27 protein-coding genes are annotated in these 26,494 nt (G+C 36.2%); 26 read left to right on the forward strand and 1 reads right to left on the reverse strand.

Annotation, left to right across the window (positions count from 1 at the left end; translation table 11 throughout):
- Positions 1-58 precede the first annotated feature (58 nt).
- The gene (locus GMB86_RS04365) at positions 59-277 is read right to left on the reverse strand and encodes a spore coat associated protein CotJA (protein WP_329602753.1); all 219 of its coding nucleotides are present in this window, start codon (positions 275-277) and stop codon (positions 59-61) included.
- A 523-nt stretch (positions 278-800) separates the two neighbouring features.
- On the opposite strand from GMB86_RS04365, the gene GMB86_RS04370 reads away from it, so the two are divergent.
- The 26 genes from GMB86_RS04370 to trpC all read left to right on the forward strand — a co-directional run bounded on the left by GMB86_RS04370 (position 801) and on the right by trpC (position 26,494).
- Positions 801-1,577 (forward strand): metallophosphoesterase, encoded by a 777-nt coding sequence (locus GMB86_RS04370; RefSeq protein WP_329602756.1) that lies wholly within the window; start codon positions 801-803, stop codon positions 1,575-1,577.
- A gap of 123 nt (positions 1,578-1,700) precedes the next feature.
- The gene (locus tag GMB86_RS04375; RefSeq protein WP_155217201.1) at positions 1,701-2,309 is read left to right on the forward strand and encodes a genetic competence negative regulator; all 609 of its coding nucleotides are present in this window, start codon (positions 1,701-1,703) and stop codon (positions 2,307-2,309) included.
- 270 nt (positions 2,310-2,579) lie between these two features.
- Positions 2,580-3,575: a YpdA family putative bacillithiol disulfide reductase gene (locus tag GMB86_RS04380; RefSeq protein WP_155217203.1), complete on the forward strand. Its 996-nt coding sequence runs from the start codon at positions 2,580-2,582 to the stop codon at positions 3,573-3,575.
- Positions 3,576-3,740: 165 nt separating this feature from the next.
- Positions 3,741-4,448, forward strand: coding sequence for a glutamic-type intramembrane protease PrsW (gene prsW / locus GMB86_RS04385; protein WP_155217205.1), 708 nt, complete (start codon positions 3,741-3,743; stop codon positions 4,446-4,448).
- A gap of 180 nt (positions 4,449-4,628) precedes the next feature.
- Positions 4,629-5,507 (forward strand): spore cortex-lytic enzyme, encoded by an 879-nt coding sequence (gene sleB / locus GMB86_RS04390; protein WP_155217207.1) that lies wholly within the window; start codon positions 4,629-4,631, stop codon positions 5,505-5,507.
- A 158-nt stretch (positions 5,508-5,665) separates the two neighbouring features.
- On the forward strand, positions 5,666-6,988 hold the full coding sequence (gene ypeB / locus GMB86_RS04395) for a germination protein YpeB (RefSeq protein WP_155217209.1): 1,323 nt from the start codon (positions 5,666-5,668) through the stop codon (positions 6,986-6,988).
- An 83-nt stretch (positions 6,989-7,071) separates the two neighbouring features.
- Positions 7,072-7,737, forward strand: coding sequence for a flagellar brake protein (locus tag GMB86_RS04400; protein WP_155217211.1), 666 nt, complete (start codon positions 7,072-7,074; stop codon positions 7,735-7,737).
- Positions 7,738-7,891: 154 nt separating this feature from the next.
- Positions 7,892-8,572 carry a (d)CMP kinase gene (cmk, locus tag GMB86_RS04405; RefSeq protein ID WP_155217213.1) on the forward strand — a complete coding sequence of 227 codons (681 nt, stop codon included), beginning with the start codon at positions 7,892-7,894 and terminating at the stop codon, positions 8,570-8,572.
- Between the two features lie 11 nt (positions 8,573-8,583).
- Entirely contained in the window at positions 8,584-9,150 is a 567-nt protein-coding gene (locus GMB86_RS04410; protein ID WP_155217215.1) for a lysophospholipid acyltransferase family protein, read from the forward strand.
- A gap of 107 nt (positions 9,151-9,257) precedes the next feature.
- Positions 9,258-10,403, forward strand: coding sequence for a 30S ribosomal protein S1 (rpsA, locus tag GMB86_RS04415; protein WP_155217217.1), 1,146 nt, complete (start codon positions 9,258-9,260; stop codon positions 10,401-10,403).
- Positions 10,404-11,061: 658 nt separating this feature from the next.
- Complete coding sequence (gene der, locus GMB86_RS04420; protein WP_155217219.1) at positions 11,062-12,378, forward strand: ribosome biogenesis GTPase Der; 1,317 nt, start codon at positions 11,062-11,064, stop codon at positions 12,376-12,378.
- 19 nt (positions 12,379-12,397) lie between these two features.
- Entirely contained in the window at positions 12,398-12,994 is a 597-nt protein-coding gene (gene plsY / locus GMB86_RS04425; protein WP_155217221.1) for a glycerol-3-phosphate 1-O-acyltransferase PlsY, read from the forward strand.
- A gap of 19 nt (positions 12,995-13,013) precedes the next feature.
- Positions 13,014-14,054, forward strand: coding sequence for an NAD(P)H-dependent glycerol-3-phosphate dehydrogenase (locus tag GMB86_RS04430; RefSeq protein WP_155217223.1), 1,041 nt, complete (start codon positions 13,014-13,016; stop codon positions 14,052-14,054).
- 246 nt (positions 14,055-14,300) lie between these two features.
- Positions 14,301-14,561, forward strand: a complete 261-nt coding sequence (locus GMB86_RS04435) for a stage VI sporulation protein F (protein ID WP_155217225.1) — start codon at positions 14,301-14,303, stop codon at positions 14,559-14,561.
- A gap of 471 nt (positions 14,562-15,032) precedes the next feature.
- Entirely contained in the window at positions 15,033-16,511 is a 1,479-nt protein-coding gene (spoIVA, locus tag GMB86_RS04440) for a stage IV sporulation protein A (RefSeq protein ID WP_155217227.1), read from the forward strand.
- Between the two features lie 296 nt (positions 16,512-16,807).
- Entirely contained in the window at positions 16,808-17,080 is a 273-nt protein-coding gene (locus tag GMB86_RS04445; RefSeq protein ID WP_141190645.1) for an HU family DNA-binding protein, read from the forward strand.
- Positions 17,081-17,588: 508 nt separating this feature from the next.
- Entirely contained in the window at positions 17,589-18,152 is a 564-nt protein-coding gene (gene folE, locus GMB86_RS04450; RefSeq protein ID WP_155217229.1) for a GTP cyclohydrolase I FolE, read from the forward strand.
- Positions 18,153-18,173: 21 nt separating this feature from the next.
- Complete coding sequence (gene mtrB, locus GMB86_RS04455) at positions 18,174-18,398, forward strand: trp RNA-binding attenuation protein MtrB (protein ID WP_230458994.1); 225 nt, start codon at positions 18,174-18,176, stop codon at positions 18,396-18,398.
- Positions 18,399-18,527: 129 nt separating this feature from the next.
- Positions 18,528-19,343: a heptaprenyl diphosphate synthase component 1 gene (locus GMB86_RS04460; RefSeq protein ID WP_155217231.1), complete on the forward strand. Its 816-nt coding sequence runs from the start codon at positions 18,528-18,530 to the stop codon at positions 19,341-19,343.
- Positions 19,333-20,046: a demethylmenaquinone methyltransferase gene (locus tag GMB86_RS04465; protein ID WP_155217233.1), complete on the forward strand. Its 714-nt coding sequence runs from the start codon at positions 19,333-19,335 to the stop codon at positions 20,044-20,046. Before GMB86_RS04460 ends, GMB86_RS04465 begins: the two co-directional genes overlap by 11 nt.
- A 241-nt stretch (positions 20,047-20,287) precedes the next feature.
- Positions 20,288-21,253 (forward strand): heptaprenyl diphosphate synthase component II, encoded by a 966-nt coding sequence (gene hepT, locus GMB86_RS04470; RefSeq protein ID WP_155217235.1) that lies wholly within the window; start codon positions 20,288-20,290, stop codon positions 21,251-21,253.
- 284 nt (positions 21,254-21,537) lie between these two features.
- Positions 21,538-21,981, forward strand: coding sequence for a nucleoside-diphosphate kinase (ndk, locus tag GMB86_RS04475; RefSeq protein ID WP_155217237.1), 444 nt, complete (start codon positions 21,538-21,540; stop codon positions 21,979-21,981).
- Positions 21,982-22,132: 151 nt separating this feature from the next.
- Positions 22,133-22,927, forward strand: a complete 795-nt coding sequence (locus GMB86_RS04480; RefSeq protein ID WP_155217239.1) for a CheR family methyltransferase — start codon at positions 22,133-22,135, stop codon at positions 22,925-22,927.
- 13 nt (positions 22,928-22,940) lie between these two features.
- Positions 22,941-24,107 (forward strand): chorismate synthase, encoded by a 1,167-nt coding sequence (aroC, locus tag GMB86_RS04485; RefSeq protein ID WP_155217241.1) that lies wholly within the window; start codon positions 22,941-22,943, stop codon positions 24,105-24,107.
- Positions 24,108-24,717: 610 nt separating this feature from the next.
- Positions 24,718-25,740, forward strand: coding sequence for an anthranilate phosphoribosyltransferase (gene trpD / locus GMB86_RS04490; protein WP_155217243.1), 1,023 nt, complete (start codon positions 24,718-24,720; stop codon positions 25,738-25,740).
- Positions 25,733-26,494, forward strand: a complete 762-nt coding sequence (gene trpC, locus GMB86_RS04495; protein ID WP_155217245.1) for an indole-3-glycerol phosphate synthase TrpC — start codon at positions 25,733-25,735, stop codon at positions 26,492-26,494. Before trpD ends, trpC begins: the two co-directional genes overlap by 8 nt.

Raw genomic sequence — 26,494 nt, forward strand, 5'->3', positions numbered from 1 at the left:
GAACGTTTTAAGAGTTTTTTTAGCTTTAGAAGTGGACTATTTTTAAAAAAGTTAGGTTTTACGACTTCTTCGTTTCAAAAGGATTAGTATAGGGAGTATATAAATCGGGCCAAAGGGTGCCATGTTTTAATGCATCATTCAGGTTAAATTGTTTAAGATTTTCGGGTTGAAATCCCAAATAGAGTTGTGCAGGTGTTTCGTATGTTTTGACACGTAGAGGTGGACAAGGATCGAATGGACTCACGTAAGGTTTATATGTTTTTCGAAAAGTCGGCACAGCAGAAAACCTCCTTTATTAAAAAATGTTTACTTTTCTTGTATATGTTTCTATAGCTTGTCAAAGACCGAAAATAATAAGATAGATCTTGATATTTAAACGTTTTTTAATATTTAGCCTCATCAGAAAAGGATTAGCAACTTTGATGTGGAATACTGTTATATAACAAAATCTCAAGCATCTAGAATTAACATGGGTTTTAGAATATTAGATGTATGAAGATTAATCTTGCAAAAATAGGGAAAATAAGCATTGATCGATCTAATTCTGGTAATGTGAAACCTCAATCAATATGGATATTTTTCATTATTAGCGGAATGGGAAGTAATAATTTTTTATTTATTTGTGTTCAGTTGAACATAATTTAGTGTTCTACATAAACTAAAAAGACGAAAAGGGATTTAGGGATCGGGCAGCAAGTTTCGTCTTATTCAAGTCATATCCGCGTCCCATGGACCTTTTTTAAGAAAAAGAATGATGCTTTTAGTGATAGGACTTTTAGGAGGGTAAGGTTTTGTGGTTTGTGCTAATTTTTCTAGGCCTGTTCCTTTTTGCCTCTCTACTTATGCTCCTTTACATGTATATCGAGGCGCATTTAAATCGAATTATCCTTCATCATATTGCCTTAAGGGGTCTAGATGAAGTCTTTGAAGGCTTTCGTATTTTTTTTATATCGGATATTCATAGGAGATCGATATCACCTAAGCTCATTGATAAGTTAAAAGAGCTACCTAAAGTTGACTATGTGGTGATCGGCGGAGATATTACCGAAAGAGGCGTTCCATTTAAACGAGTTGAAACAAATTTAAGAGTACTAAGCCAAATTGCCCCACTCATCTTTATTTGGGGAAACCATGATTATACCGTTAATAAAAATCGACTTATAAAAACGTTAAAACATTACCATGTTCAAGTTTTAGAAAATAACTGTATGGTTATCACTCGTGGTGGGCGAACGTTAAACCTTGCAGGTGTTGATGATTTAACTTATGAGAAAGATGATTTAAACAAGACCCTTCAAGGAAAGGCCGATGCTCCCGTCATATTGTTTTCTCATAATCCGAATATAAAATATAGAATCACAAAAGATACAGGTATTCAACTTGTTGTTAGCGGTCACACGCACGGTGGCCAGATTCGATTATTTGGAATTAGTTTAAAAGAAGTTGGAGGCGTAAAAAGACGATCTTTTGGAAAACTAATCATAAGCAATGGATATGGAACAACGCGTTTACCGCTTAGATTCAGTGCAAAACCAGATACGTTATATCTCATCTTGAATCGTGCAGAGAAGAAGTAATAAAACTTGTCCATATAGCAGAACTCATTGTATACTACTACATAAGCCTCTGTTATGAACAAGTAAAGAGGAAGATGCATATAGTATAAAAAGATTTTCGTGTAAGGTAAGGAGGACGATACAATGCGGTTGGAGAGATTAAATAGCGATAAAATTAAGATCTTCTTAACGTTTGATGATCTTAATGAACGCGGCATTTCCAAAGAAGATATGTGGCATGATCTTCCAAGAGTTGAACAACTCTTTCGCGATATGATCATGGAGGCTGATGATGAGCTTGGTTTTCAAGCAGATGGCCCAATTGAAGTTGAAGTGTTTTCCTTACCTGCTCAAGGGATGGTTGTTATAGTTTCTAAATCATTTCATTCAGATTCCGATATATTTGATGATGAAGATGACAATTACATCGAAATGCAGGTAACTCTAGATGAAAGCTATGATATTTTGTATCAATTTACTGATTTTGAAGATGTTATCTCTCTAGCTCGAATGCTCCATCATATGGGGGAAGAAAGTGGCATTCTCTATCTGTTTGAAAATAAATATTATATATGTTTCGATGAGGATCAAGTTTCTATCGATGTTCCAATTTTAGTATCTGTTTTAGCGGAATTTGGTAATACATCCACGATAACAATACACCGTTTAATGGAGTATGGTAAACCCATAATGGAAGAAAAGGCCATTAAACAATTGCATCACTTTTTTATTGAAGGGAAAACCTCACATTAATCGTGAGGTTTTTAATTTTGGTTAGCTTCACGTTTATATTAGAATAATCAGTATGAATCATGTTGATCTGAAATAAAAATAAGTTTATTGTGATTCCATTATATGACGATCTCATTTATTTTATGAACTTTTAAATAAATTGATTGAAATATTATGGGTTGAAGGATGCTTACAAATTTTCTATAGTTAGAGTAGAGACATTTAACCATATACATAGGTAAAGACTATAGTATCTAATAGAGTGAAAAAGAGACAAGGAGAGATAGGGATATGGAAGACGTTATTATTATTGGAGCAGGACCTTGCGGATTATCCGCTGCCATCTATTTAAAAAATGAAGGGTATCATCCTTTAGTCATTGAAAAAGGCAATATTGTTCAAGCAATCTATCGTTATCCAACCCATCAACAATTTTTTAGTTCAAGTGATAAGTTGGAAATTGGTCATATGCCATTCGTCATTGAAGATCGGAAACCTCGAAGAAATCAAGCTTTGTCGTATTATAGAGAGGTTGTCAAAAGACAGAACATTCGAGTCAATAGCTTTGAAGAAGTCATCAAAGTAGAAAAACAGGACGACGGCATTTTTCATGTTTTAACAAAACTGGATAAAAATCTAGGAGAAAAATCATATCAAGCTCGTTATATCATTGTGGCTACTGGGTATTATGATCATCCAAACTTAATGGGAATTCCGGGTGAAAATTTACCTAAAGTTTATCATTATTTTAAGGAAGCTCATCCATTTTTTGATTGTGATGTGGTTGTTATTGGTGGAAAAAATTCTGCTATAGATACAACGATGGAATGTCATAAAGCTGGCGCAAGAGTGACGGTGATTTACCGTGGTTCTTCTTATTCTAAAAGTATTAAACCGTGGATACTACCTGAATTTGAATCATTAGTCAAACATGGTAAAGTCAATATGATTTTTGATGCAGAAGTAACGGAAATTAAAGAAAAGTCCGTCGTTTACATGAAGGACGGGAAAACTTCTGAAATAAAAAATGATATTGTTTTTGCTATGACGGGGTATCATCCAGATCAATCAATGCTTGAAAGTATGGGGATAGCCATCGAAAAAGATACAGGGAGACCGGTATATAATCCACAAACCATGGAAACCAATGTTAAAGGGATCTTTATTGCAGGTGTCATAGCAGCAGGAAATGATGCTAATGAGATTTTTATTGAAAACGGACGTTTTCATGGCGATCCAATAAGTCAAACGATTGTGATGAGAGACAAAGCGGCATCCCTTATTTAAGACCAAAATACATCTTAAGAATGATGAAAATCATTATTATAAACGTTATAATAGGAGTTACGGTGATTAAATAAGTGATTAGTATAGACGGAATGACTATTCCAAGCGATTGAAAATCGTGACCCCTTCGAATGGGTTAAAATTAATATAGAATTGAGGATGCATATGTTTACCGTATTGTCTGCGGGTATTGCACCGGGCATAGCGCTATTGTCCTATTTTTACCTCAGGGATAAATATGAAACAGAACCGATTCGAATGGTCATACGTATGTTGGTTTTTGGGGCATTGGTTGTATTTCCTGTAATGGTTGTACAATTTGCTTTTCAATCAGAGCACCTTATTCATTCGAATTGGATAGAAAGCTTTTTCCTCAATGGTCTTTTGGAAGAATTTGTTAAGTGGTTTCTTGTTATTTATACAGCTTATCATCATACGGAATTTAATGAACGTTATGATGGGATCGTATATTCAGTGGCTGTTTCATTAGGTTTTGCAACCGTTGAGAATGTCCTCTATCTATCCGCATATGGCCTACATTACGCTATCATGCGCGCTTTGTTGCCTGTTTCGAGTCATGCTTTATTTGGTGTTATTATGGGATATTATATTGGAAAAGCAAAATTCTCTACCAATAAAAGAAAATATTTATTCGTAGGTCTATTATTTGCAGTCCTACTTCATGGGGTATACGATCTATTACTACAATTTAAAACATCTTGGCTATACATCATGGTTCCATTTATGGGCTTTATGTGGTGGAATGCCCTTAGAAAAGTGAAAATGGCACATGTTCAGCATCAACTTTGGTTAAAACGTAAGTTACCTTTATCACGTTTATCGGATAAAATGAACGGAGATTTACCACAATAAAGTTTCATTTTTTCTTAAAACATAACAAATTTGGTTATGTTTTTTTTTTGCGGAAATTTTTAACTTATAATCCGTTACAACTCATATGTAACGAAAATATAAGTTTATCCTTTTTCTATACATAAACTCACTTTTTTTTGAAAGACTATGGGTATATCTTGTGAATTAGGAGACGTGATCATGAGAAAGATAGGATATATTCAGAGGATAGGCATAGCTGTTACAGTTATCGTCCTATGTACGTTTATACTAAATTTGCAATCAAATCAGGCAACGGCATTTTCAGGACAAATCGTTCAAAAAGGTTCAACAGGTGATGATGTCATTGAACTTCAAGCAAGATTGCAATATATAAGCTACTACAAAGGAAAGATTGATGGAGTCTTTGGTTGGGGCACCTACTGGGCTTTAAGAAACTTTCAACAAAAATATGGATTAAAAGTTGATGGTCAATTAGGAACTATGACAAGGCAAAAATTAGTCAAAGCTTCGAAATATGATGAAAGCTTTGTTAAAAGAAATATCAATGCAGGAAATGCTTTCACCTATTACGGTGGAGTTCCACTAGACCAGCAAGTGAAAAAAAGGGCAGCGAACAATTCCTCAGGGAATAACAAAAATCAGTCTTCTAATCAAAACCAGTCAACTGGCCAAAAGGGTAATCAAGGTGGAAAATACACAATAGATCATCTGCCATCAGGATATTCTAAAAGCGATATTAATTTAATGTCCAATGCGGTCTATGGTGAGTCAAGAGGAGAGCCATATGTTGGACAAGTTGCAGTCGCAGCCGTTATTGTTAATCGAGTTTCTAACTCTAAATTTCCAAATAACGTCTCAGGGGTCATTTTCCAACCAGGTGCTTTTACAGCTGTCGCCGATGGACAAATATGGTTGACACCCAATGAGACAGCTAAAAGAGCCGTGTTGGACGCCTTAAATGGGTGGGATCCAACTCACGGAGCCATTTACTATTTTAATCCAGAGACGGCAACATCAGCTTGGATTTGGAGTCGGCCACAAATTGCAAAAATAGGGAGACATATTTTTTGTGAATAAACAATTTTTATTAAATGACATTTTTATTTCACACCAAGGTACTAAGTAATGATATTTACTTAGTTACATCTATTGTGAGATCGTTCTCACGTGTTTGAATAAATAGGTGACCGATGGGTGTTGAAAATGTTGCTATTGCTAAAAAGGAGTGAACGTCTGTGTTTCGTTCTATATTAATTGCAATTTTGGCGTTATCTGTCATTGGATTCTCTTATTGGGGTTATGAGGAACACCAAGAGAAAAACGATATTCTTATTCATGCAGAGAATAATTATCAACAAGCTTTTCATGAACTCGCCTACTATATTGATCAACTCCATAATCAAATAGGTTCAACGCTCGCCATGAAAACTCAAGATTCGATGCGCCCACAGTTGGCAGATGTTTGGCGTTTGTCTACACTCGCACATGGGTTTATTGGCGAACTACCATTAACGTTAATGCCATTTAATAAGACGAATGAGTTTTTGGCTAAGGTCGGGGAATTTAGTTACGAAAAAGGCATCAAAGAAACAAGGGATAAAGAAATATCTGACTCAGACTACAAAAAACTTCAAAAACTTTACAGTCAATCAAAAGAAGTGGAAGATGGCTTACGAGATGTTGAAAATGTTGTTATGACCAATCACTTAAGGTGGATGGATGTTGAACTGGCTCTCTCTTCTCATAAACAGAAAATGGATAATCAAGTGATTGATGGATTAAAAACAGTCGATGCTAAATCTGCAGATTACACGAAAAGTTTTGAGATGACAAGTCCCAAAAATGCGGTTACCCAAGATAAAACATTTACAAATCTAAGTGGTCCAAAGATAAATCAGAAAGAAGCGATCCAGCGATTTAAGTCGTTTATCGATGATCAAAATATGAAGGTCAAAAATATAGAATTAACGGGTAGAAATGGAAAAAAAGACTCTTATACGTTATCTATGGAGAATAAATCAAATCAAAAAAGTGTATCTGGACAAGTGTCTAAGCAAGGTGGGCATGTCATTTGGTTTATGAAACAACGTGAAGCAAACTATGACAAAGTGACGTTGTATGAGGCCACTCAAAAAGCGAATAAATACTTAAATAAGCGAAAAATAAACAACATGGTTCTAGTACAAAGTGACCAGTATGACCATGTTGGCTTATTAACCTATGTTTTAAAAAAAGAAAACGTTCGAATTTATCCAGCTTCCATTCGGATAAAGGTTGCTTTGGATACTGGGGAAGTGATTGGATTTGATCAGACAGATTATTTATATAATCGAAAAATCCATGTTAATTTAAAGCCCAAGTTAAAAAAACAAGCGGTTATAGATCATTTAAGCAATAAAATAAAAGTACAGGAAGTTCATTTGGTCGTTTTTCAAAATGAGCAGAATCAAAATGTTTTGTGTTATGAAATTCTTGCCACACAAGATCAACATTCTTATCGAATACTGATCAATGCAAATACGAATGATCAAGAAAAAGTTGAATTATTAAATGGGTAAAAAGAGGGAGATAACTTCCTCTTTTTTAATACGTTATGATAAAATTTTAGTAAAGAGCAGTTAGGGGAGAAGAGAGGGACGAGATGTTTAAGATAGGGGAAAATCTCATATTAGAATATAGAGAAAAAGCAAATGAAATTAAGAAGTTTCGATGCCGCATTACCCAGATAGAATTAGATAAAGGGCTATATATTGATTATCCTGTCAACATCAAAACGAGAAAAACAGAACTTATTCCAATAAGGACTCAGATTTTAGCTTACTATAATAACAATCAGAAAGTTGTTCGATTTCCTACGTTTATTATTGAAAGAAAGAAAAGTAAGGTTCCATTGTTGATGCTTCAATACCCCAGTAGGGAAGACATTAAAGTGATCCAACGTAGAAATTACGTTAGGGTACAGGTCTCTGTCGATGTAGCTATTCATTTTAAACAACAGGATAAAGAGCCGTTCACGACATTATCCAGTGATATAGGTGGTGGGGGGATTTTAATCAATTTACCTGCAAATCAAGAATTAATAGAAGAAGAAATGGTTAATGTATGGGTATCATTACCTATGCAATCTGGACAATTTCAATATATACAACTTACTGGCCGTGTTGTTAGACTATTTAATGATAAAAAAACAGGAACCGACAAAGCCTCCATCGAATTTAAAGAGACAACAGAAAAACAAAGAGAACCGATTATTCGATTTTGCTTTGAACAACAATTACAAGAAAGACGTATTAGAGATAGAAAGTAGGCTAGGGGAGATACTAAATCAGTTCGTTACTTTATACATAAATGGGTATTTGCCGATGGATTTTTAGACGTTGACAAAATGGAAGAACCCCATTTCTTATGGTATAGTAATACAGGAAAAATAGAAGTGAGAGATAGGAGCTTTGGGGGAAATTATGAAAGAGAATTTTCAAGTTGCGATAGATGGTCCTGCTGCAGCAGGAAAGAGTACTGTAGCCAAAAAGGTAGCTCAAATATGTTCTTTTATCTACATCGATACGGGTGCAATGTATCGTGCTTTGACGTTTAAAGCATTAGAGGAAAAAGTAGATTTGACAGATGGTCAGAAACTGAAGTCTATACTTGATAGTGCTATAATTAAACTTAAACCAACGAAAAATGGTCAGCGAGTCATTCTCGATGGTGAAGATGTAAGTGAAGTTATTCGTTATCAGAATGTCACAAATGCGGTCTCTCTGGTGTCATCACATCGTGAAGTTCGTAAAGAAATGGTATTAAGACAAAGAAATTTGGCTAAAAATACAGGTGTTGTTATGGATGGAAGAGATATTGGTACACATGTTCTGCCCGATGCAGATGTAAAGATTTTTCTAAGAGCATCTGTTGAAGAACGAGCATTAAGAAGATATAAAGAACTTATGGCGAAAAATATTTTAGCCGTGTCTTTAGAAAAGTTACAAGAAGAAATCGCCTTAAGGGATAAGAAGGATAGTGAACGAGAGGTCTCCCCATTAGTAAAAGCCGAAGATGCCATTGAAATAGACACAACATCGTTATCAATTGAAGATGTCGTTGATCGAATATTGGCACTTGTGAAAGAGAGGCAATCACATTGAGCTTATACTCTATGGGTAAGAATTTTTTTCACTGCTTATTTCGTATGGTTTATCGATATGAGGTTGTGGGAGTAGAACATATTCCTAAGGATGGCGGCGTTCTTATTTGTAGTAATCATTTATCCAATTTTGATCCACCACTTGTAGGTGTCTCTTGTCCAAGAGATGTGAGTTTTTTAGCAAAATCCGAAATGTTTAAATTCAGCCTTGGTAGACGAATATTAACAAAGGTACATGCTTTTCCAATTAGACGAGGTGCGGGTGATCGCCATGCTTTAAAAGTCGCAAAGAAATTATTAGATGAAGGCCATGTTTTAATTATGTTTCCAGAAGGAACAAGGAGTAAAACGGGTGATTTCAACCCGGCACGGCCAGGAGTTGGTTTCTTTGCACTTAGAACAGATGCCGCCGTAATACCTTGTTATATTAAGGGGAATTACAAACTATTTAGTCGAGTAAAAGTATACTTTGGTCAGCCAGTAGATACGTCTAACTTTAAAGAGAATAAAGCAAAACCCATTGAAGTAGCCAAATATATAATGACTAAAATCGAGGATTTAAAAGAAAGATCGGTTTAAAAGATTGATATCGGTCAGATAAGCTTATCTACTTGACAAATAGTCCTAATTGTAAGAAGTTAAAATAAGAGAGTTAGTGTTGGTTAATTAAAGGAGGTCACTGATAAATGGTTGAAGAAACAAACAATGAATTAGATCAATTTAATCCTTTGAATGTTGACGATGTTGTAACTGGAAAGGTTACCAAAGTTGAAGAAAAACATGCTTTGGTTGACGTAGGATATAAAGTGGATGGCATTTTACCAATTAGTGAACTATCTAGTTTACACATCGATAAAGTCTCAGATGTATTAAATGAAGGCGACGAAGTAACAGTTAAAGTGACTAAACTGGTTGATGAAGAATTAGTCTTGTCAAAAAAAGAAGTAGATGCGGATTCTGCTTGGGGCGGTCTCGAAGATAAATTTAAAAATCAAACAACGTTTACAGTAGAAATCGCAGATGTTGTTAAAGGTGGACTCGTTGTCGATCTAGGTGTACGTGGTTTTATTCCGGCATCACTTGTTGAACGTGTATACGTTGAGGATTTTAGTGACTATAAAGGGAAATCACTTGATGTTAAAATCGTTGAATTAGATCGTGAAAAACGAAAAGTTATTTTATCCCATAAAGCCGTTATTGATGAAGAAGCAGAGCGTATCAAAATGGCTACCCTTCAAGATATTCAAGCTGGTGACGTTCTAGAAGGGACTGTTCAACGACTTACCGACTTTGGTGCATTTGTAGATATCGGTGGTGTAGATGGACTTGTGCATATTTCACAATTGGCACATCACCATGTTGATACCCCATCAGAAGTTATCTCTGAAGGAGATAAAGTAAAAGTAAAAGTTCTATCTGTAGATCCTGAAAATGAACGTATATCTCTATCTATTAAAGATACTCAGCCAGGTCCTTGGGATAAAGCAAAAGAAACGATTCATGCAGGAGATGTTTTAGAAGGAACAGTGAAACGCCTCGTCACTTTTGGTGCTTTTGTTGAACTTATACCAGGAGTTGAAGGACTCGTTCATATTTCAGAAATCTCACATAAGCATATTGGTACGCCAAATGAAGTTCTTGCTGAAGGAGATCAGGTGAATGTTAAAGTCCTTGATGTGAATGTTGATGATCGGCGCATCTCCTTAAGTATCAAAGATTTAGAAGAACCCGTTGAAGAAGAATCACCCGTTATGAATACAAAGGATGATTCGACAACCGGATTTTCTCTTGGTGATATGATCGGTGATCAATTGAAAAAACTTAAAAAATAAAGTGAAACCTCGATCATTGGGGGTTCTACTTGCCGTTAAGGCGGGATAAAAAGGCCATAAAAAATAATCAAAGGGGAAAGCTGTGTATACTACACAGCTTTCTTTGCGTTAAAAAAGTATAACGACTTAAATGCTGATTAAGAAATTGTTGAGTATAGATTCTTTTTTTGATAAGATTAATACGCTTATTCGTCAAGATTCTTTACAGATGGGATTATTTATCCCCATGAGCCCGATTGGTTCAGGCATGCAAAGTAGGGATGAAGAAAACCCTACTGATTGAAGATTCATACTGGTACTTGGAAAATTATTATAAAAAAATGCAACCTAATACGTGGACAAGTGTATACTATAAAAAGGAACACTCCTTATGGAATGAATTGGAATGAATTGATTCCATTATGTCAGATCTAAGCTACTTTAGAATAAGTCATGAATCAATATTAGAAAAACAAGCAAACGACAGAAAGAGGCTATAGATTAAAGTAAGGTACATAAGTTTATTGATAAACTCATATTTTTCACACGAAGACTTAAAAAATAGATGTTTAGCTCATGCAAGCTAGTACAAACTATTTAAAAAGGGTCCAAATGACATCTATGAAATGAATCTTTTGATAAAACATTATTATTATTTGCTCTGAAAGGAAGAAAATGAATGTCTAAACCAACAGTTGCCATTGTGGGTAGACCAAACGTTGGAAAATCAACCATCTTTAATCGTGTTGTAGGCGAACGTTTGGCTATTGTAGAAGATATGCCAGGAGTCACAAGAGACAGGCTCTATGGTCCAGGAGAATGGCTGAATTATACATTTAATGTTATTGATACAGGTGGAATTGAACTAGGGGATGAGCCTTTACGTGTTCAAATGAGAGCACAAGCACAAATTGCTATGGATGAAGCAGATGTCATTCTGTTTATTGTTGATGGGAAAGATGGCTTAACTCATGCTGATGAAGAAGTTGCTCAAATCTTATACCGCTCGGAAAAACCCGTTGTTCTAGGAGTAAATAAGATTGATAATTTTAAGCAAAGAGAAAACTTATATGAATTTTACTCGTTAGGTCTTGGTGATCCTATCGGCATATCTGGCTCCCATGGAATCGGAATAGGGGATTTATTAGATAGCGTTGTTTCACACTTTGAACAAGAAGAGAAAGATGAGTATGATGAAACAACCATTAAATTCTCATTAATTGGGAGACCGAATGTCGGTAAATCCTCTCTTGTTAATGCTATATTAGGTGAAGAAAGAGTCATTGTGAGTGATATAGCTGGTACGACTCGTGATGCGATTGATACACCTTTTACCAGGGATAATCAAGAATATGTCATCATTGATACAGCAGGTATCCGAAAACGTGGAAAAGTATATGAAAAAACTGAGAAATATAGTGTATTACGAGCACAAAAAGCGATTGAAGGATCAGATGTTGTTCTTGTTATCATTAACGGTGAGGAAGGAATTATTGAGCAAGATAAAAAAATTGCAGGTTATGCACACGAAGCAGGTCGGGCCATTGTCATTGTCGTTAATAAATGGGATGCTGTTAAGAAAGATACGAAAACAATGGATCAATTTAAAAGAAAAATTAGAGAACAATTTCAGTATTTGAGTTATGCTCCTATTGTTTTTCTATCAGCAAAAACGAAACAAAAACTCGTTAATTTACTCCCAACAATTCAAATGGTGGCAGAGAACCATGCGATGAGAGTCCAAACAAGTCTATTAAATGATGTCATTAATGATGCGACAGCCATTACACCGCCGCCATCTGATAAAGGGAAAAGACTTAAAATTTATTATGCAACCCAGGTTAGTGTAAAACCACCAGCTTTTGTTTTATTTGTAAACGATCCAGAGCTCATGCATTTTTCTTATCAACGTTATTTAGAAAATAAAATAAGAGATACATTTGGATTTATTGGAACACCCATTCGATTGATGGTAAGAAGAAAGAACGAACAGTAAAAGGGAGAGAAAATGGGGAATGATGTTTATTTCGTTTGTACTAGCTTACTTAATTGGTTCGGTAAGTTTTAGCTATTTAATCACGAAAAAAATAAAAAAAGTTGATATTCGTAAAGAAGGAAGCGGTAATGCTGGGGCAACAAACACATTACGTGTCCTTGGCATTGGTCCAGCTATCGGCGTTCTGATCCTTGATGTTTTGAAGGGGGTCATGGCCATCCTTATCGCCCAAGCTTTACATTTAGATCTATGGGCCGTTGCATTAAGCGGCTTATGTGCTATATTAGGCCATAACTTTCCAGTATTTTTTGGGTTTAAAGGTGGAAAGGGAGTCGCCACAACAATAGGTGTCTTTATTATGCTGCTTCCGATTCCCTTTGTCATTGCAGGCATCATAGGGCTCGTTTTAATTGCTATTACGAGGTATGTATCACTTGGTTCTATCATATTAATCATTTTAACGCCTACGCTAAGTCTTATCATTGGTCATTATTCCAATAGTATAACAGCGATCGGTTTTCTTATCGTTATTTTAGCGGTATGGCAGCATAGAATGAATATTGTCCGTTTATTTCATGGAGAAGAAAACAAATTGGGTCATAAAAAAGGAGTCTAATAAAGGGGAAGTGGATTAAATGAAAAAAATAGCAGTTATTGGATCGGGAAGTTGGGGAACGGCTCTTTCTATTGTTCTTGCTGATAACGGGTATAGGGTTCAATTATGGGGGCATCGTCAAAATCAAATTGATGAAATCAATCGTTCACATACAAACCAACGCTATTTACCAGGAATCCCTTTATCTGACCAAATTATCGCTTCCTCCGATATGAAATTGGTTCTCAAAGAAGTAGATATGGTTGTGATTGTTGTTCCAACAAAAGCCATGCGTGAAGTTCTAACAAACATTCGAGAAAACCTTGACCATTCCGTCATTTTCGTTCATGGGAGTAAGGGAATCGAACCAGGGAGTTCAAAGCGTATTTCCGAAATGATCGAGGAAGAAATACCTAGTGACAAAAGGCAAGGTGTTGTTGTATTATCGGGGCCAAGTCATGCAGAAGAGGTTTGCCTTAGACACCCAACAACGGTTGCTGTAGCCTCACATTCTCTTGACGCTGCAAGACAAGTTCAAGATGCCTTTATAAATAATCATTTTCGTGTTTATACAAATGATGATATTGTTGGAGTCGAAATTGGAGGTGCTCTGAAGAATATCATCGCTTTAGGCGCTGGTATTTCAGATGGCCTTGGTTACGGAGATAACGCAAAAGCAGCACTTATTACACGAGGTCTCGCAGAAATTGCTCGATTAGGAACAAAATTAGGGGCAAATCCATTAACGTTTATCGGCCTTGCTGGAATGGGAGATCTTATTGTGACATGTACAAGTATACATAGTCGTAATTGGCGATGTGGCCATTTACTGGGGAAGGGTCACAATCTAGAAGAGGCATTAAATGAAATGGGGATGGTTGTCGAAGGTGTTAGAACGACCAAAGCAGCTCATCTACTCGCACACCAAGAAAATGTCGAGTTGCCGATTACTTCTGCCATCTATAACGTCTTATTCGAAGGAAAGTCGCCTAAACAAGCAGTAGACGAGTTAATGAATCGAGACAAAAAAGATGAAATAGGACCATTATTCGATATGTTACAAACTAAATTCAATCAATGAAACAGTTACGTAGATAAAAGATTGTGGCAGTTTTCAAAACTAGTGGATAAGAATAGTACATGGAATACATGTTTTTGACTCTGTATAAAGTAAGATTTTTTACATCATTTTCAACTACCTATTTAGAAATACCATTTCAAAAGATACGTGGGTCATGGTGTATAAATGTAAATTAGATTTTTTTTCTGCACAATGATTTCCCCCTTGCATATAATGTTTTGAAAGTAAGGAAAAGGGGGATTCTCATTGGATTCAAAAAATCCTTTTTTTGATCATATTGAAAAGAAGACCAATGTAAAGAAAGAAGATATTTTCTCGCTTGCTAACTCAGTTTCAAATGCAGACTTTCATGACGAAAAAACAGTAAGAGATCTCATTGGACAAGTTGCAAAATTGGCCAATGTATCAGTACCTAAAGAAAAAGAAGATCAACTCGTTAAAACGATTATTAACAATAACGTCCCTTTAAATTTCTCTTCTTTGTCAAAAATGTTCGATCAAAAATAAGAAACTAGGCTATCGTCAAGAGCAATATAAATGGCCATGGCATACGGTATATTGAAGACCACAACATTAGAAGAGATGCTAGTTGTAGAAGGATTTAGTCAAGTCAGGTAAAGCGTATGCTTTGCCTGATTTTTTTCATGCAAAAATGGAAAAAGTTCAAGTTGGCAGGCATGTTTAGCGCAATAGATACCCTCAATAATACTAACATAGGCGTGTTAAAAACATCATGGTCAATGCTCGAAAAGTTTTTCTTATAAAATATTAAAAAAATGGTCTGAAAGGTCAAGTTATACAATAGCTTATTTGAGAAGGGTATTTACCAAACGGCGGTCCATTTTAAATATTGGAGCTGATGCATGGTATAAAATCATAGAATTAATAGTGTAAGTTGTCATATTCGATGGACAAAGTCATATTTATATAGTATATGACGTCTTCGAAACATTTTTGGAGATCGGGAGGGTGTATAATTTGGAACAAATCGATATTTTCAAAGATATTGCTGAAAGAACTGGTGGAGATATTTATCTCGGTGTTGTTGGTGCCGTTCGTACGGGTAAATCAACCTTCATTAAAAAGTTTATGGAACTTGTTGTACTCCCTAATATTGAGAATGAGGCTGACCGTGCTCGCGCACAAGATGAATTGCCTCAAAGTGCAGCTGGCAAACAAATCATGACAACGGAGCCAAAATTTGTTCCGAATCATGCAGTCTCAGTCAAAGTAGATGATGGTCTTGAAGTCAATATCCGTATTGTTGATTGTGTGGGTTATGCCGTCAGCGGAGCAAAGGGCTTTGAAGATGAAAACGGGCCACGAATGGTGCATACACCTTGGTATGATGAGCCGATTCCATTTCAAGAAGCAGCAGAAATTGGCACAAGAAAAGTCATTCAAGAACACTCTACACTCGGTGTTGTTGTAACAACGGATGGTTCGATTGGTGAAATACCACGTGGGGACTATATTGAGGCAGAGGAACGAGTCGTTGAAGAATTAAAAGAAGTGGGTAAACCATTTATAATGATTGTCAACTCAACCCATCCTTATCATCCGAGTACAGAAGCCCTAAGAAATGAGTTAGCTGAAAAATATGACATTCCAGTGCTTGCACAAAGTGTAGAAAATATAACCGAACAGGATATTAATAATATATTGAGAGAAACATTATATGAATTTCCTGTTTTAGAGGTTAATGTTAATCTGCCAAGCTGGGTCATGGTGTTACATGATGATCACTGGCTTAGACAAAGCTATGAGGGTGCGGTCAAAGATACAGTCAAAGATATTAAGAGACTACGTGATGTTGATCGTGTTGTTGGCCACTTTGGCGAGTATGAATTTATTGAAAATGCAAAACTGGCGGGTATTAATATGGGCCAAGGTATTGCAGAAATTGATTTGTATGCACCAGATGATCTATATGATCAAGTTTTAAAAGAGGTTGTAGGTGTTGAAATACGCGGAAAAGATCACTTGCTTCAACTGATGCAAGAGTTTGCTCATGCTAAGAAAGAATATGATCAAGTAGCAGATGCCTTAACAATGGTTAAACAAACGGGGTATGGCATTGCAGCGCCCGCTCTAACTGATATGAGCCTCGATGAACCTGAAATTATAAGACAAGGATCACGATTTGGGGTTAGACTGAAGGCTGTTGCTCCTTCGATTCATATGATAAAAGTAGATGTAGAGTCAGAATTTGCACCGATTATTGGTACTGAAAAACAAAGCGAAGAGCTGGTTCGATATTTAATGCAAGATTTTGAAGATAACCCGTTATCTATATGGAATTCAGATATTTTCGGAAGATCGTTGAACTCCATTGTACGCGAGGGCATCTCAGCTAAGTTATCCCTCATGCCAGAAAATGCTCGTTATAAATTAAAAGAGACACTGGAAAGAATTATTAATGAGGGTTCAGGTGGGTTAATCGCCATTATATTGTAAATAAAAATAGAACTTACTTTTCTAAGACTCTTCAATTTGGGGGTCTTTTTTGTTGGTTTTTTTCTTTAATTATTTTAATATATACGTTCATGAGGGATGTGACCAAATTTAAAAATATAGCCATAGATACATGAAATTTAGTGATTTAAGGTTAAAAAACGATGAATATGACTATATTTTAATAAAAGATGTTGAATTATTGAATTGGTTCGTATAAGATAAGCCTTGTTAATGTTTTTGCAACCACAAAAATAATGAAAGTGATACGAATGATATTTTGAGAGGAGGTGAAGGTGTTGAATAAGACTGAACTTATTAATGCTGTAGCAGAATCTGCTGAGCTTTCCAAAAAAGATGCAACTAAAGCTGTTGATTCTGTATTTTCAACAATTGCTGATGCTCTCAAAGAAGGTAGCAAAGTGCAATTAATTGGTTTTGGTAACTTTGAAGTACGCGAACGTTCGGCGCGTAAAGGCCGCAACCCTCAAACGGGTGAAGAAATTGATATCGCTGCAAGTAAAGTACCTGCTTTTAAACCAGGCAAAGCTCTTAAAGAGTCTGTGCAATAATTTACATAGGGCTTATGCTTTCAGAATGATGCGAAGGGGTCACATGAGTGACTCCTTTTTTACACTAATAAAATAACTTGTATCGTAACTCATGCGTAAGAGGCAATGGTTAACGCCTCCTTAGATTAGCTAAAGAAGGAAAGCCATTATCGGTATTTAAATTATTTAACATATAAAAAATACTAAAAGAAGATTGGTTTAGTGAAATTGAGGGTATAGAGGTTTGTTAGGGTATTTAATAACGATGTTTTCTTTACTTTAAGGAAATGCCTATGCTAATATTTCTTTAGATAGTGATAGAAATAGAAACGGAAGTTACTCTGAGTATTTCTTTGTTTGCGACCTGTGCATAAAAGAATCCATCATTCATTTTATTATTAACAAACCTCCACTATCTCAATTTTTCATATCCTAATTTCTTAGACAACGAACTCATATCTTGTATATTATTGGCCATTTTTTTCATCATGAAGAATACATAGAAAGTTGAAACTGGAGGAAATACACCATGACTGTGGACCATAAAAAAATCGAAAAAGCGGTAACGATGATTCTTGAGGCGATTGGTGAAGATCCAAGTCGTGAAGGACTAATAGAAACGCCTCAGCGCGTTGCACGAATGTACGAAGAAGTATTTCAAGGATTACATCAAGATCCAAAAGAACATTTGTCAAAAGTTTTTGGCGAAAATCATGAAGAACTTGTTATTGTCAAAGACATTCCATTTTATTCGATGTGTGAACATCATCTAGTCCCTTTTTTTGGAAAAGTACATGTCGGTTATATCCCGAGAGGTGGTCGTGTGACTGGGCTTAGCAAACTTGCACGTGCGGTAGAAGCGGTTGCTAAAAGACCACAACTTCAAGAACGAATAACCACGACTGTTGCCGATAGTATTGCTGAATCTCTTCATCCCTATGGGGTGATTGTTGTTATAGAAGCTGAACATATGTGTATGACAATGCGAGGAGTTAAAAAACCCGGAGCAAAAACGGTGACCTCTGCAGTTAGAGGGATTTTTCAAAACGATGCAACTGCAAGAGCAGAAGCACTTTCTTTAATTAAAGACTAACAAAAAGATGAGGGATAATATATGGCTGATGAATATCAAATGAATGATTATTTTATTGTCAAAGCTGAAGAAGATGGGGTCAATGTGATCGGGATGACACGTGGGGCAGAAACGAAATTCAATCATCTAGAAAAGCTAGACAAAGGCGAAATCATGATTGCTCAATTTACAGAGCATACAGCAGCCGTCAAAATTAGAGGGAAGGCAACCGTACATACAAAGTATGGGGATATTTCCTCTGAATGATAGGATTATAGTCTCCTACTTCACTCGCTTTATGATATAATTTATAACGATCATCGGTAGTTCTAATCATTCAATCTTTTTTGATTAGAACGACAAGAAAAGGAAGAATTTTAAGTATGGGGGAATAGCATGCCAATACAAGATGAAGTTGTTCAAATATACCATAAAATTCAAAAAAAAGTTAATCACCCATACCTCAATCGCTATTTGCCTAAACCAGCCGTTGACATAGATAAAGTACTAACCCTTTTTTTATTATTTAAACAACATGGGTCTTATAAAAATATAGAACAATATGTCATGAGTGTGATGATTGCACAAATGGGGTTAGATACTCATGAAAAAATCACGAAAAATGAAAAGTTAAAAGGCCTTGAACTTAAACAAAGACAACTCACCGTCTTATCTGGTGATTTTTATAGCTCACTTTACTACTACATATTAGCAGAACAGAAAGATATCCAAATGGTTAAATGGATCTCACAAGCTATACAAGAATTAAATATAAATAAAATGCACTTTTTCTATGCTGAAAATGACGCAAATATTGATTATTATTTTGATCATTTAAGACAAATAGAATCGCACTTAATCATAAAGTTGGCAGAAAGATTAGGGATTAACGATTGGACCGATATAATAGCAGACTTCTTTTTCTTAAAGCGCCTTCATTTAGAAAGAGATTATCTAGATCACACTAGGGAAGATACTCATACGTCTTACATCTACCACATTATACAAGATACGGACATCGATAAGCGAAAATTTATAGAGCAGATTGAGAATAAGATGAATCAGATAAGAAATAAATGGTCAATGGATATCCTACCTAAAAAGCAAATTTTATCAAAACATCTAGGATACCTAATCGATCACTTCACGAAGGAAAGTCCATCATTTACGAGGACCACGTTACTTAAGGGAAGGATAAATTATGCCGATTGATGAAATGAACTCAAAACATGACAAAGTTCATCATGTGTTTCAAACCATTTATAAAAAATATGACTTTATGAATTCTCTTATAAGTTTCAATCGCCATAAATCATGGCGAAAGAGAACGATGCAATTAATGAATGTTAAAAAAGGACGTTCTGCCATTGACTTGTGTTGTGGAACAGGGGATTGGACACTTGCTTTAGGAGAGAGTGTAGGACCAAATGGTCATGTTGTTGGTCTCGATTTCAGTGACAATATGCTAGAAGTGGCTAAAATGAAATTAAATGAAACAAACCTGCAGAATGTTGAGCTTACACAGGGCGATGCCATGTCACTTCCATTTGATGACAATTCGTTTGACTATGCAACGATTGGTTTCGGTTTGCGAAATGTGCCTGATTATCTTACAGTACTAAAAGAAATGTTCCGTGTTTTAAAACCAGGCGGTATGGCTGTATGTCTTGAAACGTCACAACCCACTTTACCAGTATATAAACAAATGTATTTTTTCTACTTTAAAAATATTATGCCGATATTAGGTAAAATTTTTGCTGGCAGTTATAAAGAGTATGTTTGGTTAAATGAATCAACCCAAAACTTCCCAAACAAACAAAAGTTAGCCGAATTATTTAAAGAGGCTGGATTTCGAGATGTGGAGATTACGTCCTTTATGGGTGGAATTGCTGCCGTACATAAAGCAAAAAAATGATGAAACGTTTTATTCCGCATTAACAGCAAGTCTTGAACCCCACCTCAATGTCATGAGCGTAAACGAGCATTCCAGGTGGGGGGAACTTTCCGCATGAGCCCGATAATCAGTGGGGGATGAAGGAAACCCTCACTGATTGAAGTTATCTATCTCGCCCGAGGGGCACAAAAAGTAGAGGATGATCCCTCTTGTTACTGACTCTTTAACCTTTAAAAGAGAACTTTGAATATAGGTGAATGGTATGACAATAGCAGGAATATACAGAACACAAAAACGAAATCTAAAAGAGATCGAACAAGTTATGGAGAACCTACTCAAGACAAATCATACGACGTTGCATCAAGCAGCCGTTGATTTATTAAGAGCAGGTGGAAAACGAATTAGACCGATTCTTGTTATGTTATCTGCGGAATTTGGAAATCCCAATCATGAAGATGTAAAAAAAGCCGCAGTAACTCTTGAATTAATACATATGGCTTCGTTAGTTCATGACGATGTCGTGGATAATGCCAATCTAAGAAGGGGTAAAAAAACCGTCAAAGCGACTTGGGATAATCGTGTGGCCATGTACACAGGAGATTATATTTTTGCTCATTCCATTGAGCATATGACAGGGGTTCATCTACCTTATGCTCATCAACTTGTATCAAAAGCCATTCGAGATATTAGCTTAGGCGAAATAGAGCAAATTCGACATCTCTACAACGTGGATCAACATTTACGTCACTACCTACTGCGTATTAAACGCAAGACGGCTCTCCTCATAGCCTTAAGTTGTCAGTTGGGTGCGTTAACAGCGGGGTGCTCACACGACATTGTTCGTAAACTTTATTATTTTGGCTATTTTATTGGTATGTCATATCAAATAATAGATGATATATTGGATTTTGTGGGAACAGAGAAACAACTGGGTAAACCAGCCGGAAGCGATTTGAAACAAGGTAATATTACGTTGCCTACATTGTTTGCATTGTCTATCCCTGATGTCCGTCAACGAGTCGTATCATGTTTTGAATCTAACAATGAACAAGCCGATTGGGATGGAGCGATCCAATTAGTTAAACAATCAGGCGGGATTGAGTATGCAGAATCAATAAATGAACGGTATCTCGCTAAAGCTCTTAACATCCTTAAGAGTTTACCACAAAATCAAGTGACAGAAAATCTGAGAAAAATTGCAAAGTATCTTGGAAAAAGGAAGTATTAGTTAATTGAATGAACGTGATAAAGGGCATTTGCCTAACTATTTATCCCATCTTAGCGGCGAGTCTTGACCCTCACGTCGAGGTAAAGCTCGATTGACTGAGGCTTATAATCAGTGGGGATGAAGATAACCCCATTCAGTTTAAATAAATAAAGAATTGTCGAATTAACTGAAATTTGATAAACTACATACACCATATTTATTTTGATAGAAAGTGTCCTGCCCTAAAACGACATAACGTATAGAATTCAAATCGGAATATGGTGAACAAAGGAGATACGGAAGTCATGGAGAAAACATTTCTTATGGTAAAACCCGATGGGGTTCAAAGACAGCTTATAGGAGCTATTGTTCATCGTTTTGAAGAAAAAGGGTTTAAATTAGTTGGCGCAAAATTCATGCAAATTTCTCGCTCACTCGCTGAGCAACATTATGCTGAACATCAAGGTAAACCTTTTTTTGAAGATCTTGTTCAATTCATCACGTCCGGTCCTGTATTTGCAATGGTATGGGAGGGCAGAGATGTCATTCGTTTAGCACGTAAGATCATGGGAGCTACCAATCCACTTGAAGCCGCTCCTGGTACGATACGTTCTGATTACAGTTCATTTATGAGTCGGAATTTGATACACGGCTCAGATTCACCTGAAAGTGCTGAAAGAGAAATCCACTTGTTTTTTAACTCATCTGAAATCATTGAGTATAAGAAAGCGATTGATCAATGGATTTAAAAACCAGCCGTTCATTGGCTGGTTTTTTATACAACCTCTCAAAACTTTTAATAAGGTAAGTAATCGGTTTAATACACAGAAGTGAAATCTAGAAACAATAGGACTGGTTATCGTACATAGTCAACACTCGTTTCATTTTCCTATGTGTGATATGGAAGAGAGGTGCTTATTGCGAGTGGTTGATGATTACCAATGGTTTATAAGGCATTTTCATAGTTTAACGGGTATTGATCTCTCATTATATAAAGAAGAGCAAATGAAAAGGAGATTAACAACATTAAGGTCTAAACGAAATATTCAAACATTTCAAGAATTTTATCATGCCATGCTTAAGTCAAAACCACTTTATGAAGAATGTCTTGACCGTGTGACCATTAATGTGACTGAGTTTTATCGTAATCGACCAAGATGGGATGTTTTGGAACAATTTATTAAAGAGCAGTTTCGTGATAAACAAGAAATAAAGGTTTGGAGTGCTGCTTGTTCAACTGGTGAAGAGCCGTTTTCATTAGCAACCTTACTATCTCGCTACTTCCCATTAGAGGGCATTCAGATTACAGCCACAGATATTGACCTCAAAGTTCTTGAGAAGGCTAAAGAAGGGAACTATATTGAGAGGACATTAAACAATCTAACAGATCAGGAAAAATCCATGTTTTTTAATAAAAATGGATTAATCTATACGGTTAAAGACAAATATCGCCCATTGATTACGTTTCAACAACACAATTTGCTTTCTGACCCTGCACCTGATTCTTTTGATCTTATTGTTTGTCGAAATGTCCTCATTTATTTTAAAGAAGATGCCAAAGAGATAATCTATCAGAAGTTTGGACAAGCTCTAAAATCAAACGGATTGTTGTTCGTTGGAAGTACGGAACAAATTTTTCACCCTGAGAAGTTTAATTTGAAACCAGTTAAAACATTTTTTTATCAAAAAAATTGAGGAGAGATTAAAATTGAGAATTTTAACAGCAGGAGAATCACATGGACCACAATTGACAGCTATTATTGAAGGGCTCCCATCACAGCTTCCCATTGATAAATCATTAATCAATGCAGAATTAAAAAGAAGACAAGGGGGACATGGTCGTGGACGCCGCATGGTCATTGAGACGGACCAAGTCCAAATTGTTTCTGGAGTTAGACATGGAAAAACAACGGGAGCCCCTGTAACATTGGTCATTGAAAATAGAGACTGGAAAAACTGGACATCCATTATGACTTCAGATCCCATAGAAAATCCAGATGATGTGAAAAAGCAAGTTACAAAGCCAAGACCTGGACATGCAGATTTAAATGGTGGATTAAAATACAATCATAGAGACATGCGTAATGTTTTAGAACGATCATCTGCAAGGGAAACAGCGATGCGTGTTGCAATTGGTGCCATTGCCAAACAGTTTCTCTCTCATTTTGGGATTGATGTGGCTGGCCGTGTGATCAACATTGGAGGCGTAGTTGACACGGAAACGGTGCCGGAATCAATTGAAGAACTTAAGGAACGTACGGAAAATTCACCTGTTCGCTGTTTAGACAAACTAGCTGAAGAAAAAATGATTAACGTCATCGATGAAGCGAAAAAAAATGGCGATTCCATTGGAGGAGTCGTAGAAGTTATCGTGAATAATGTTCCTGCGGGACTTGGTAGTTTTGCTCACTACGATCGAAAACTAGATGCTAAAATTGCGATGTCTGTCCTTAGTATCAATGCTTTTAAGGGTGTTGAATTCGGGATTGGGTTTGAAGCGGCCAACCGTCCAGGAAGTAAAGTCCATGATGAAATTTTATGGAATGAAGAAGAAGGATACACGCGAAGAACCAACCGTTTGGGAGGATTTGAAGGTGGTATGACAACAGGTATGCCGATCGTGGTTAGAGGCGTTATGAAACCTATTCCAACGTTATATAAACCTCTTCAAAGTGTTGACATAAACACTAAGGAACCTTTCAGTGCAAGCATTGAGCGTTCGGATAGTTGTGCCGTTCCAGCTGCAAGTGTCGTCTGTGAACATGTCGTAGCTCTTGAAATTGCAAAAGCAGTCTCAGACAAATTTGCAGGTGATTATTTAGAGGAAAAAATAGCCTCTTTTGAAGCTTACAAAAAACATCTTTTAAACTTTTAAAACCATTCAGGCTGGCATATTTTAGTATGCTAGCTTTTAGTTATTTTTACAAAAAATTGGATAGAATGAATAAACACGATTTTTGGCTTCTTGTTGTTAAGCAAGGTTTCAATCTAGTGAGCATGACTTTACAATGCCTTTTAACGTCGATGTTCATTTACTGAAACGAGTGTGTAAAAACGGATTTAAGAAGTATATGGGGAAAAGAAAGACATCATTTAAATAGAATACAAGAATAATTAAATTGACAGACTAATGGAATTTGTTTATTATAATATTAACTTTTCCGAAGCCATAGGGCATCAGAAAATAGCTGAGTAGAGATTAGACGAGAATGAGTGTGTTTGAGCAGAGAAGAGAGCTTAGGGTTAAAATGAAAACAAACATGATATGTTTATTAATCCGTTATTAGCTACCAATTAAAATCCCCTTATCTTCTTCATCCTCATCAGACACCCATTCCTCAAATTTGGAGGGGTGCAAAGATGTTCAATAACTTAAATCCAAAATGTTCCGAATCAAACCACCGATGGCGTTGTTATTTTAAGTCAGAAGCGTATCTTGTAAAATAACTAAATCGACATCGTGTAAAAATTGAGGAGGAATCATTATGTTTAAATCAAAATTATCCGAATTATTAGATGGTCATAAATTAACGGAAGATGAAGCAATGTACATGATGGATCAAATTATGTCTGGTGAAGTTCTTCCAACTCAAATAGCCAGTTTTCTTTCTATTCTTCGCTTCCGTGGTGAAACGATTGAAGAAGTGACTGGTTTTGCACGTGCCATGCGGGCACATGCCAAAACATTTTCTTATCATGACGAGGTCATGGATACATGCGGGACGGGGGGAGATAATGCCTCTACATTTAATATCTCCACTGCTGTGGCGATTGTCCTATCTTCCCTAGGAGTAAATATAGCCAAACATGGTAATCGGTCTTTTTCTTCAAAAAGCGGAAGCGCGGATGTTTTAGAAACACTCGGAATTTCAATTCAATCCACTCCAGAAGAGGCCGTCCAAGCCCTTGATGATAAAAATATGTGTTTTCTTTTTGCACCACTATTTCATGCCTCTATGAAACATGCTGCAGGACCAAGAAAAGAACTAGGTTTTAGAACTGTCTTTAATATATTAGGTCCTTTAGCCAATCCTGCAAACAGTTCTAGACAGTTATTGGGTGTATTTAACTATGAATCCGCTTTGAAAATGGCCCATGCTCTCTCGCGTCTTGGGACAAAACGTGCTTTATTAGTCAATGGAGAAGATGGACTTGATGAAATATCCATTTGTGGAAGAACAAATATGGTTCTCGTTGAAGGGGATAAAGTCAAAGAGTTTAAACTTCAACCCGAGGACGTTGGACTAGAACGTGGATCCTTTAATGACTTAAAAGTGTCAAACAGCCAAGAAAGTGCGGCACTTATCGAAGCTATTTTTAAAGGTGAAGGAAATCAAAGTGCAACCGATATTGTATGCTTAAATGCAGGGGCAGGTTTATTTACCTATGGTAAAGTATCAACCATTGAGGAAGGCGTTCACCAAGCACGAAAAGCCATCAATCAAGGAACTGCTCTCGAACAATTAGAAAAATTAAGAAGTCATGTGGGGGTAGAACGTCTTGCTTGAAAAAATTTTGGGAACGAAGAAAGAAGAATTAGCCCAATTTCAAATGACAGAATTGGATTACACCGAACGAAAACGATATTCGTTTAAATACGCGTTAACACACCCTAATCATTCAATTGGATTAATTGCTGAAGTAAAAAAAGCATCACCATCCAAAGGCATATTTAGAGATACAATTGACCCAGCAGCCATTGGCAAAGAATATGCTTTAGCAGGAGCAGATTGTATTTCAGTCCTAACGGATAAAACATATTTTCAAGGATCAATTGAAAATTTGGTGAAGGTACGTGAACAAGTTAAGATTCCTATCCTCAGAAAAGATTTCATTATTGATCATCGTCAAGTCGAAGAAAGTAATCGAATTGGAGCGGATGCCATTCTCCTTATTGCAGCTGCACTAGAGCCAAAAAAACTGCTAGATTTATATCTCTATGCAGAAGAATTAGGTCTCGAATCGCTTGTTGAAGTGCACAACGAGGAAGAACTCGATCAAGTTCTGACGACTTTCAAACCTTCTGTTTTAGGAATTAATAACCGAAATCTGAAAACGTTTGAAACAACACTTGAAACAACGAAGAAATTAGTGAGTATGGTTCCAAAAGATCTCGTTTTAGTAAGTGAATCAGGTGTGCATACACATGAAAACATTGAGTTTCTAAAAGACCTCGGTGTTAATGGTTGTCTCGTTGGTGAAGCATTAATTAGGGCTAAAACACCAACCGATGGAATCAATCAATTATTTGGGTTGGTTTAA

The sequence above is a fragment of the Terrilactibacillus tamarindi genome (genome assembly GCF_009718825.1).
Taxonomy (GTDB): Bacteria; Bacillota; Bacilli; order Bacillales; family Sporolactobacillaceae; genus Terrilactibacillus; species Terrilactibacillus tamarindi.

What these genes read in the sequence shown, in the direction of transcription:
- GMB86_RS04375 (WP_155217201.1), top strand. Translation starts at nt 1,701, where the DNA reads ATGCGGTTGGAGAGATTAAATAGCGATAAAATTAAGATCTTCTTAACG.
- GMB86_RS04380 (WP_155217203.1), top strand. Translation starts at nt 2,580, where the DNA reads ATGGAAGACGTTATTATTATTGGAGCAGGACCTTGCGGATTATCCGCT.
- prsW (WP_155217205.1), top strand. Translation starts at nt 3,741, where the DNA reads ATGTTTACCGTATTGTCTGCGGGTATTGCACCGGGCATAGCGCTATTG.
- sleB (WP_155217207.1), top strand. Translation starts at nt 4,629, where the DNA reads ATGAGAAAGATAGGATATATTCAGAGGATAGGCATAGCTGTTACAGTT.
- GMB86_RS04400 (WP_155217211.1), top strand. Translation starts at nt 7,072, where the DNA reads ATGTTTAAGATAGGGGAAAATCTCATATTAGAATATAGAGAAAAAGCA.
- cmk (WP_155217213.1), top strand. Translation starts at nt 7,892, where the DNA reads ATGAAAGAGAATTTTCAAGTTGCGATAGATGGTCCTGCTGCAGCAGGA.
- GMB86_RS04410 (WP_155217215.1), top strand. Translation starts at nt 8,584, where the DNA reads ATGGGTAAGAATTTTTTTCACTGCTTATTTCGTATGGTTTATCGATAT.
- rpsA (WP_155217217.1), top strand. Translation starts at nt 9,258, where the DNA reads ATGGTTGAAGAAACAAACAATGAATTAGATCAATTTAATCCTTTGAAT.
- der (WP_155217219.1), top strand. Translation starts at nt 11,062, where the DNA reads ATGTCTAAACCAACAGTTGCCATTGTGGGTAGACCAAACGTTGGAAAA.
- plsY (WP_155217221.1), top strand. Translation starts at nt 12,398, where the DNA reads ATGATGTTTATTTCGTTTGTACTAGCTTACTTAATTGGTTCGGTAAGT.
- GMB86_RS04430 (WP_155217223.1), top strand. Translation starts at nt 13,014, where the DNA reads ATGAAAAAAATAGCAGTTATTGGATCGGGAAGTTGGGGAACGGCTCTT.
- folE (WP_155217229.1), top strand. Translation starts at nt 17,589, where the DNA reads ATGACTGTGGACCATAAAAAAATCGAAAAAGCGGTAACGATGATTCTT.
- mtrB (WP_230458994.1), top strand. Translation starts at nt 18,174, where the DNA reads ATGGCTGATGAATATCAAATGAATGATTATTTTATTGTCAAAGCTGAA.
- GMB86_RS04460 (WP_155217231.1), top strand. Translation starts at nt 18,528, where the DNA reads ATGCCAATACAAGATGAAGTTGTTCAAATATACCATAAAATTCAAAAA.
- GMB86_RS04465 (WP_155217233.1), top strand. Translation starts at nt 19,333, where the DNA reads ATGCCGATTGATGAAATGAACTCAAAACATGACAAAGTTCATCATGTG.
- hepT (WP_155217235.1), top strand. Translation starts at nt 20,288, where the DNA reads ATGACAATAGCAGGAATATACAGAACACAAAAACGAAATCTAAAAGAG.
- ndk (WP_155217237.1), top strand. Translation starts at nt 21,538, where the DNA reads ATGGAGAAAACATTTCTTATGGTAAAACCCGATGGGGTTCAAAGACAG.
- GMB86_RS04480 (WP_155217239.1), top strand. Translation starts at nt 22,133, where the DNA reads ATGGAAGAGAGGTGCTTATTGCGAGTGGTTGATGATTACCAATGGTTT.
- trpD (WP_155217243.1), top strand. Translation starts at nt 24,718, where the DNA reads ATGTTTAAATCAAAATTATCCGAATTATTAGATGGTCATAAATTAACG.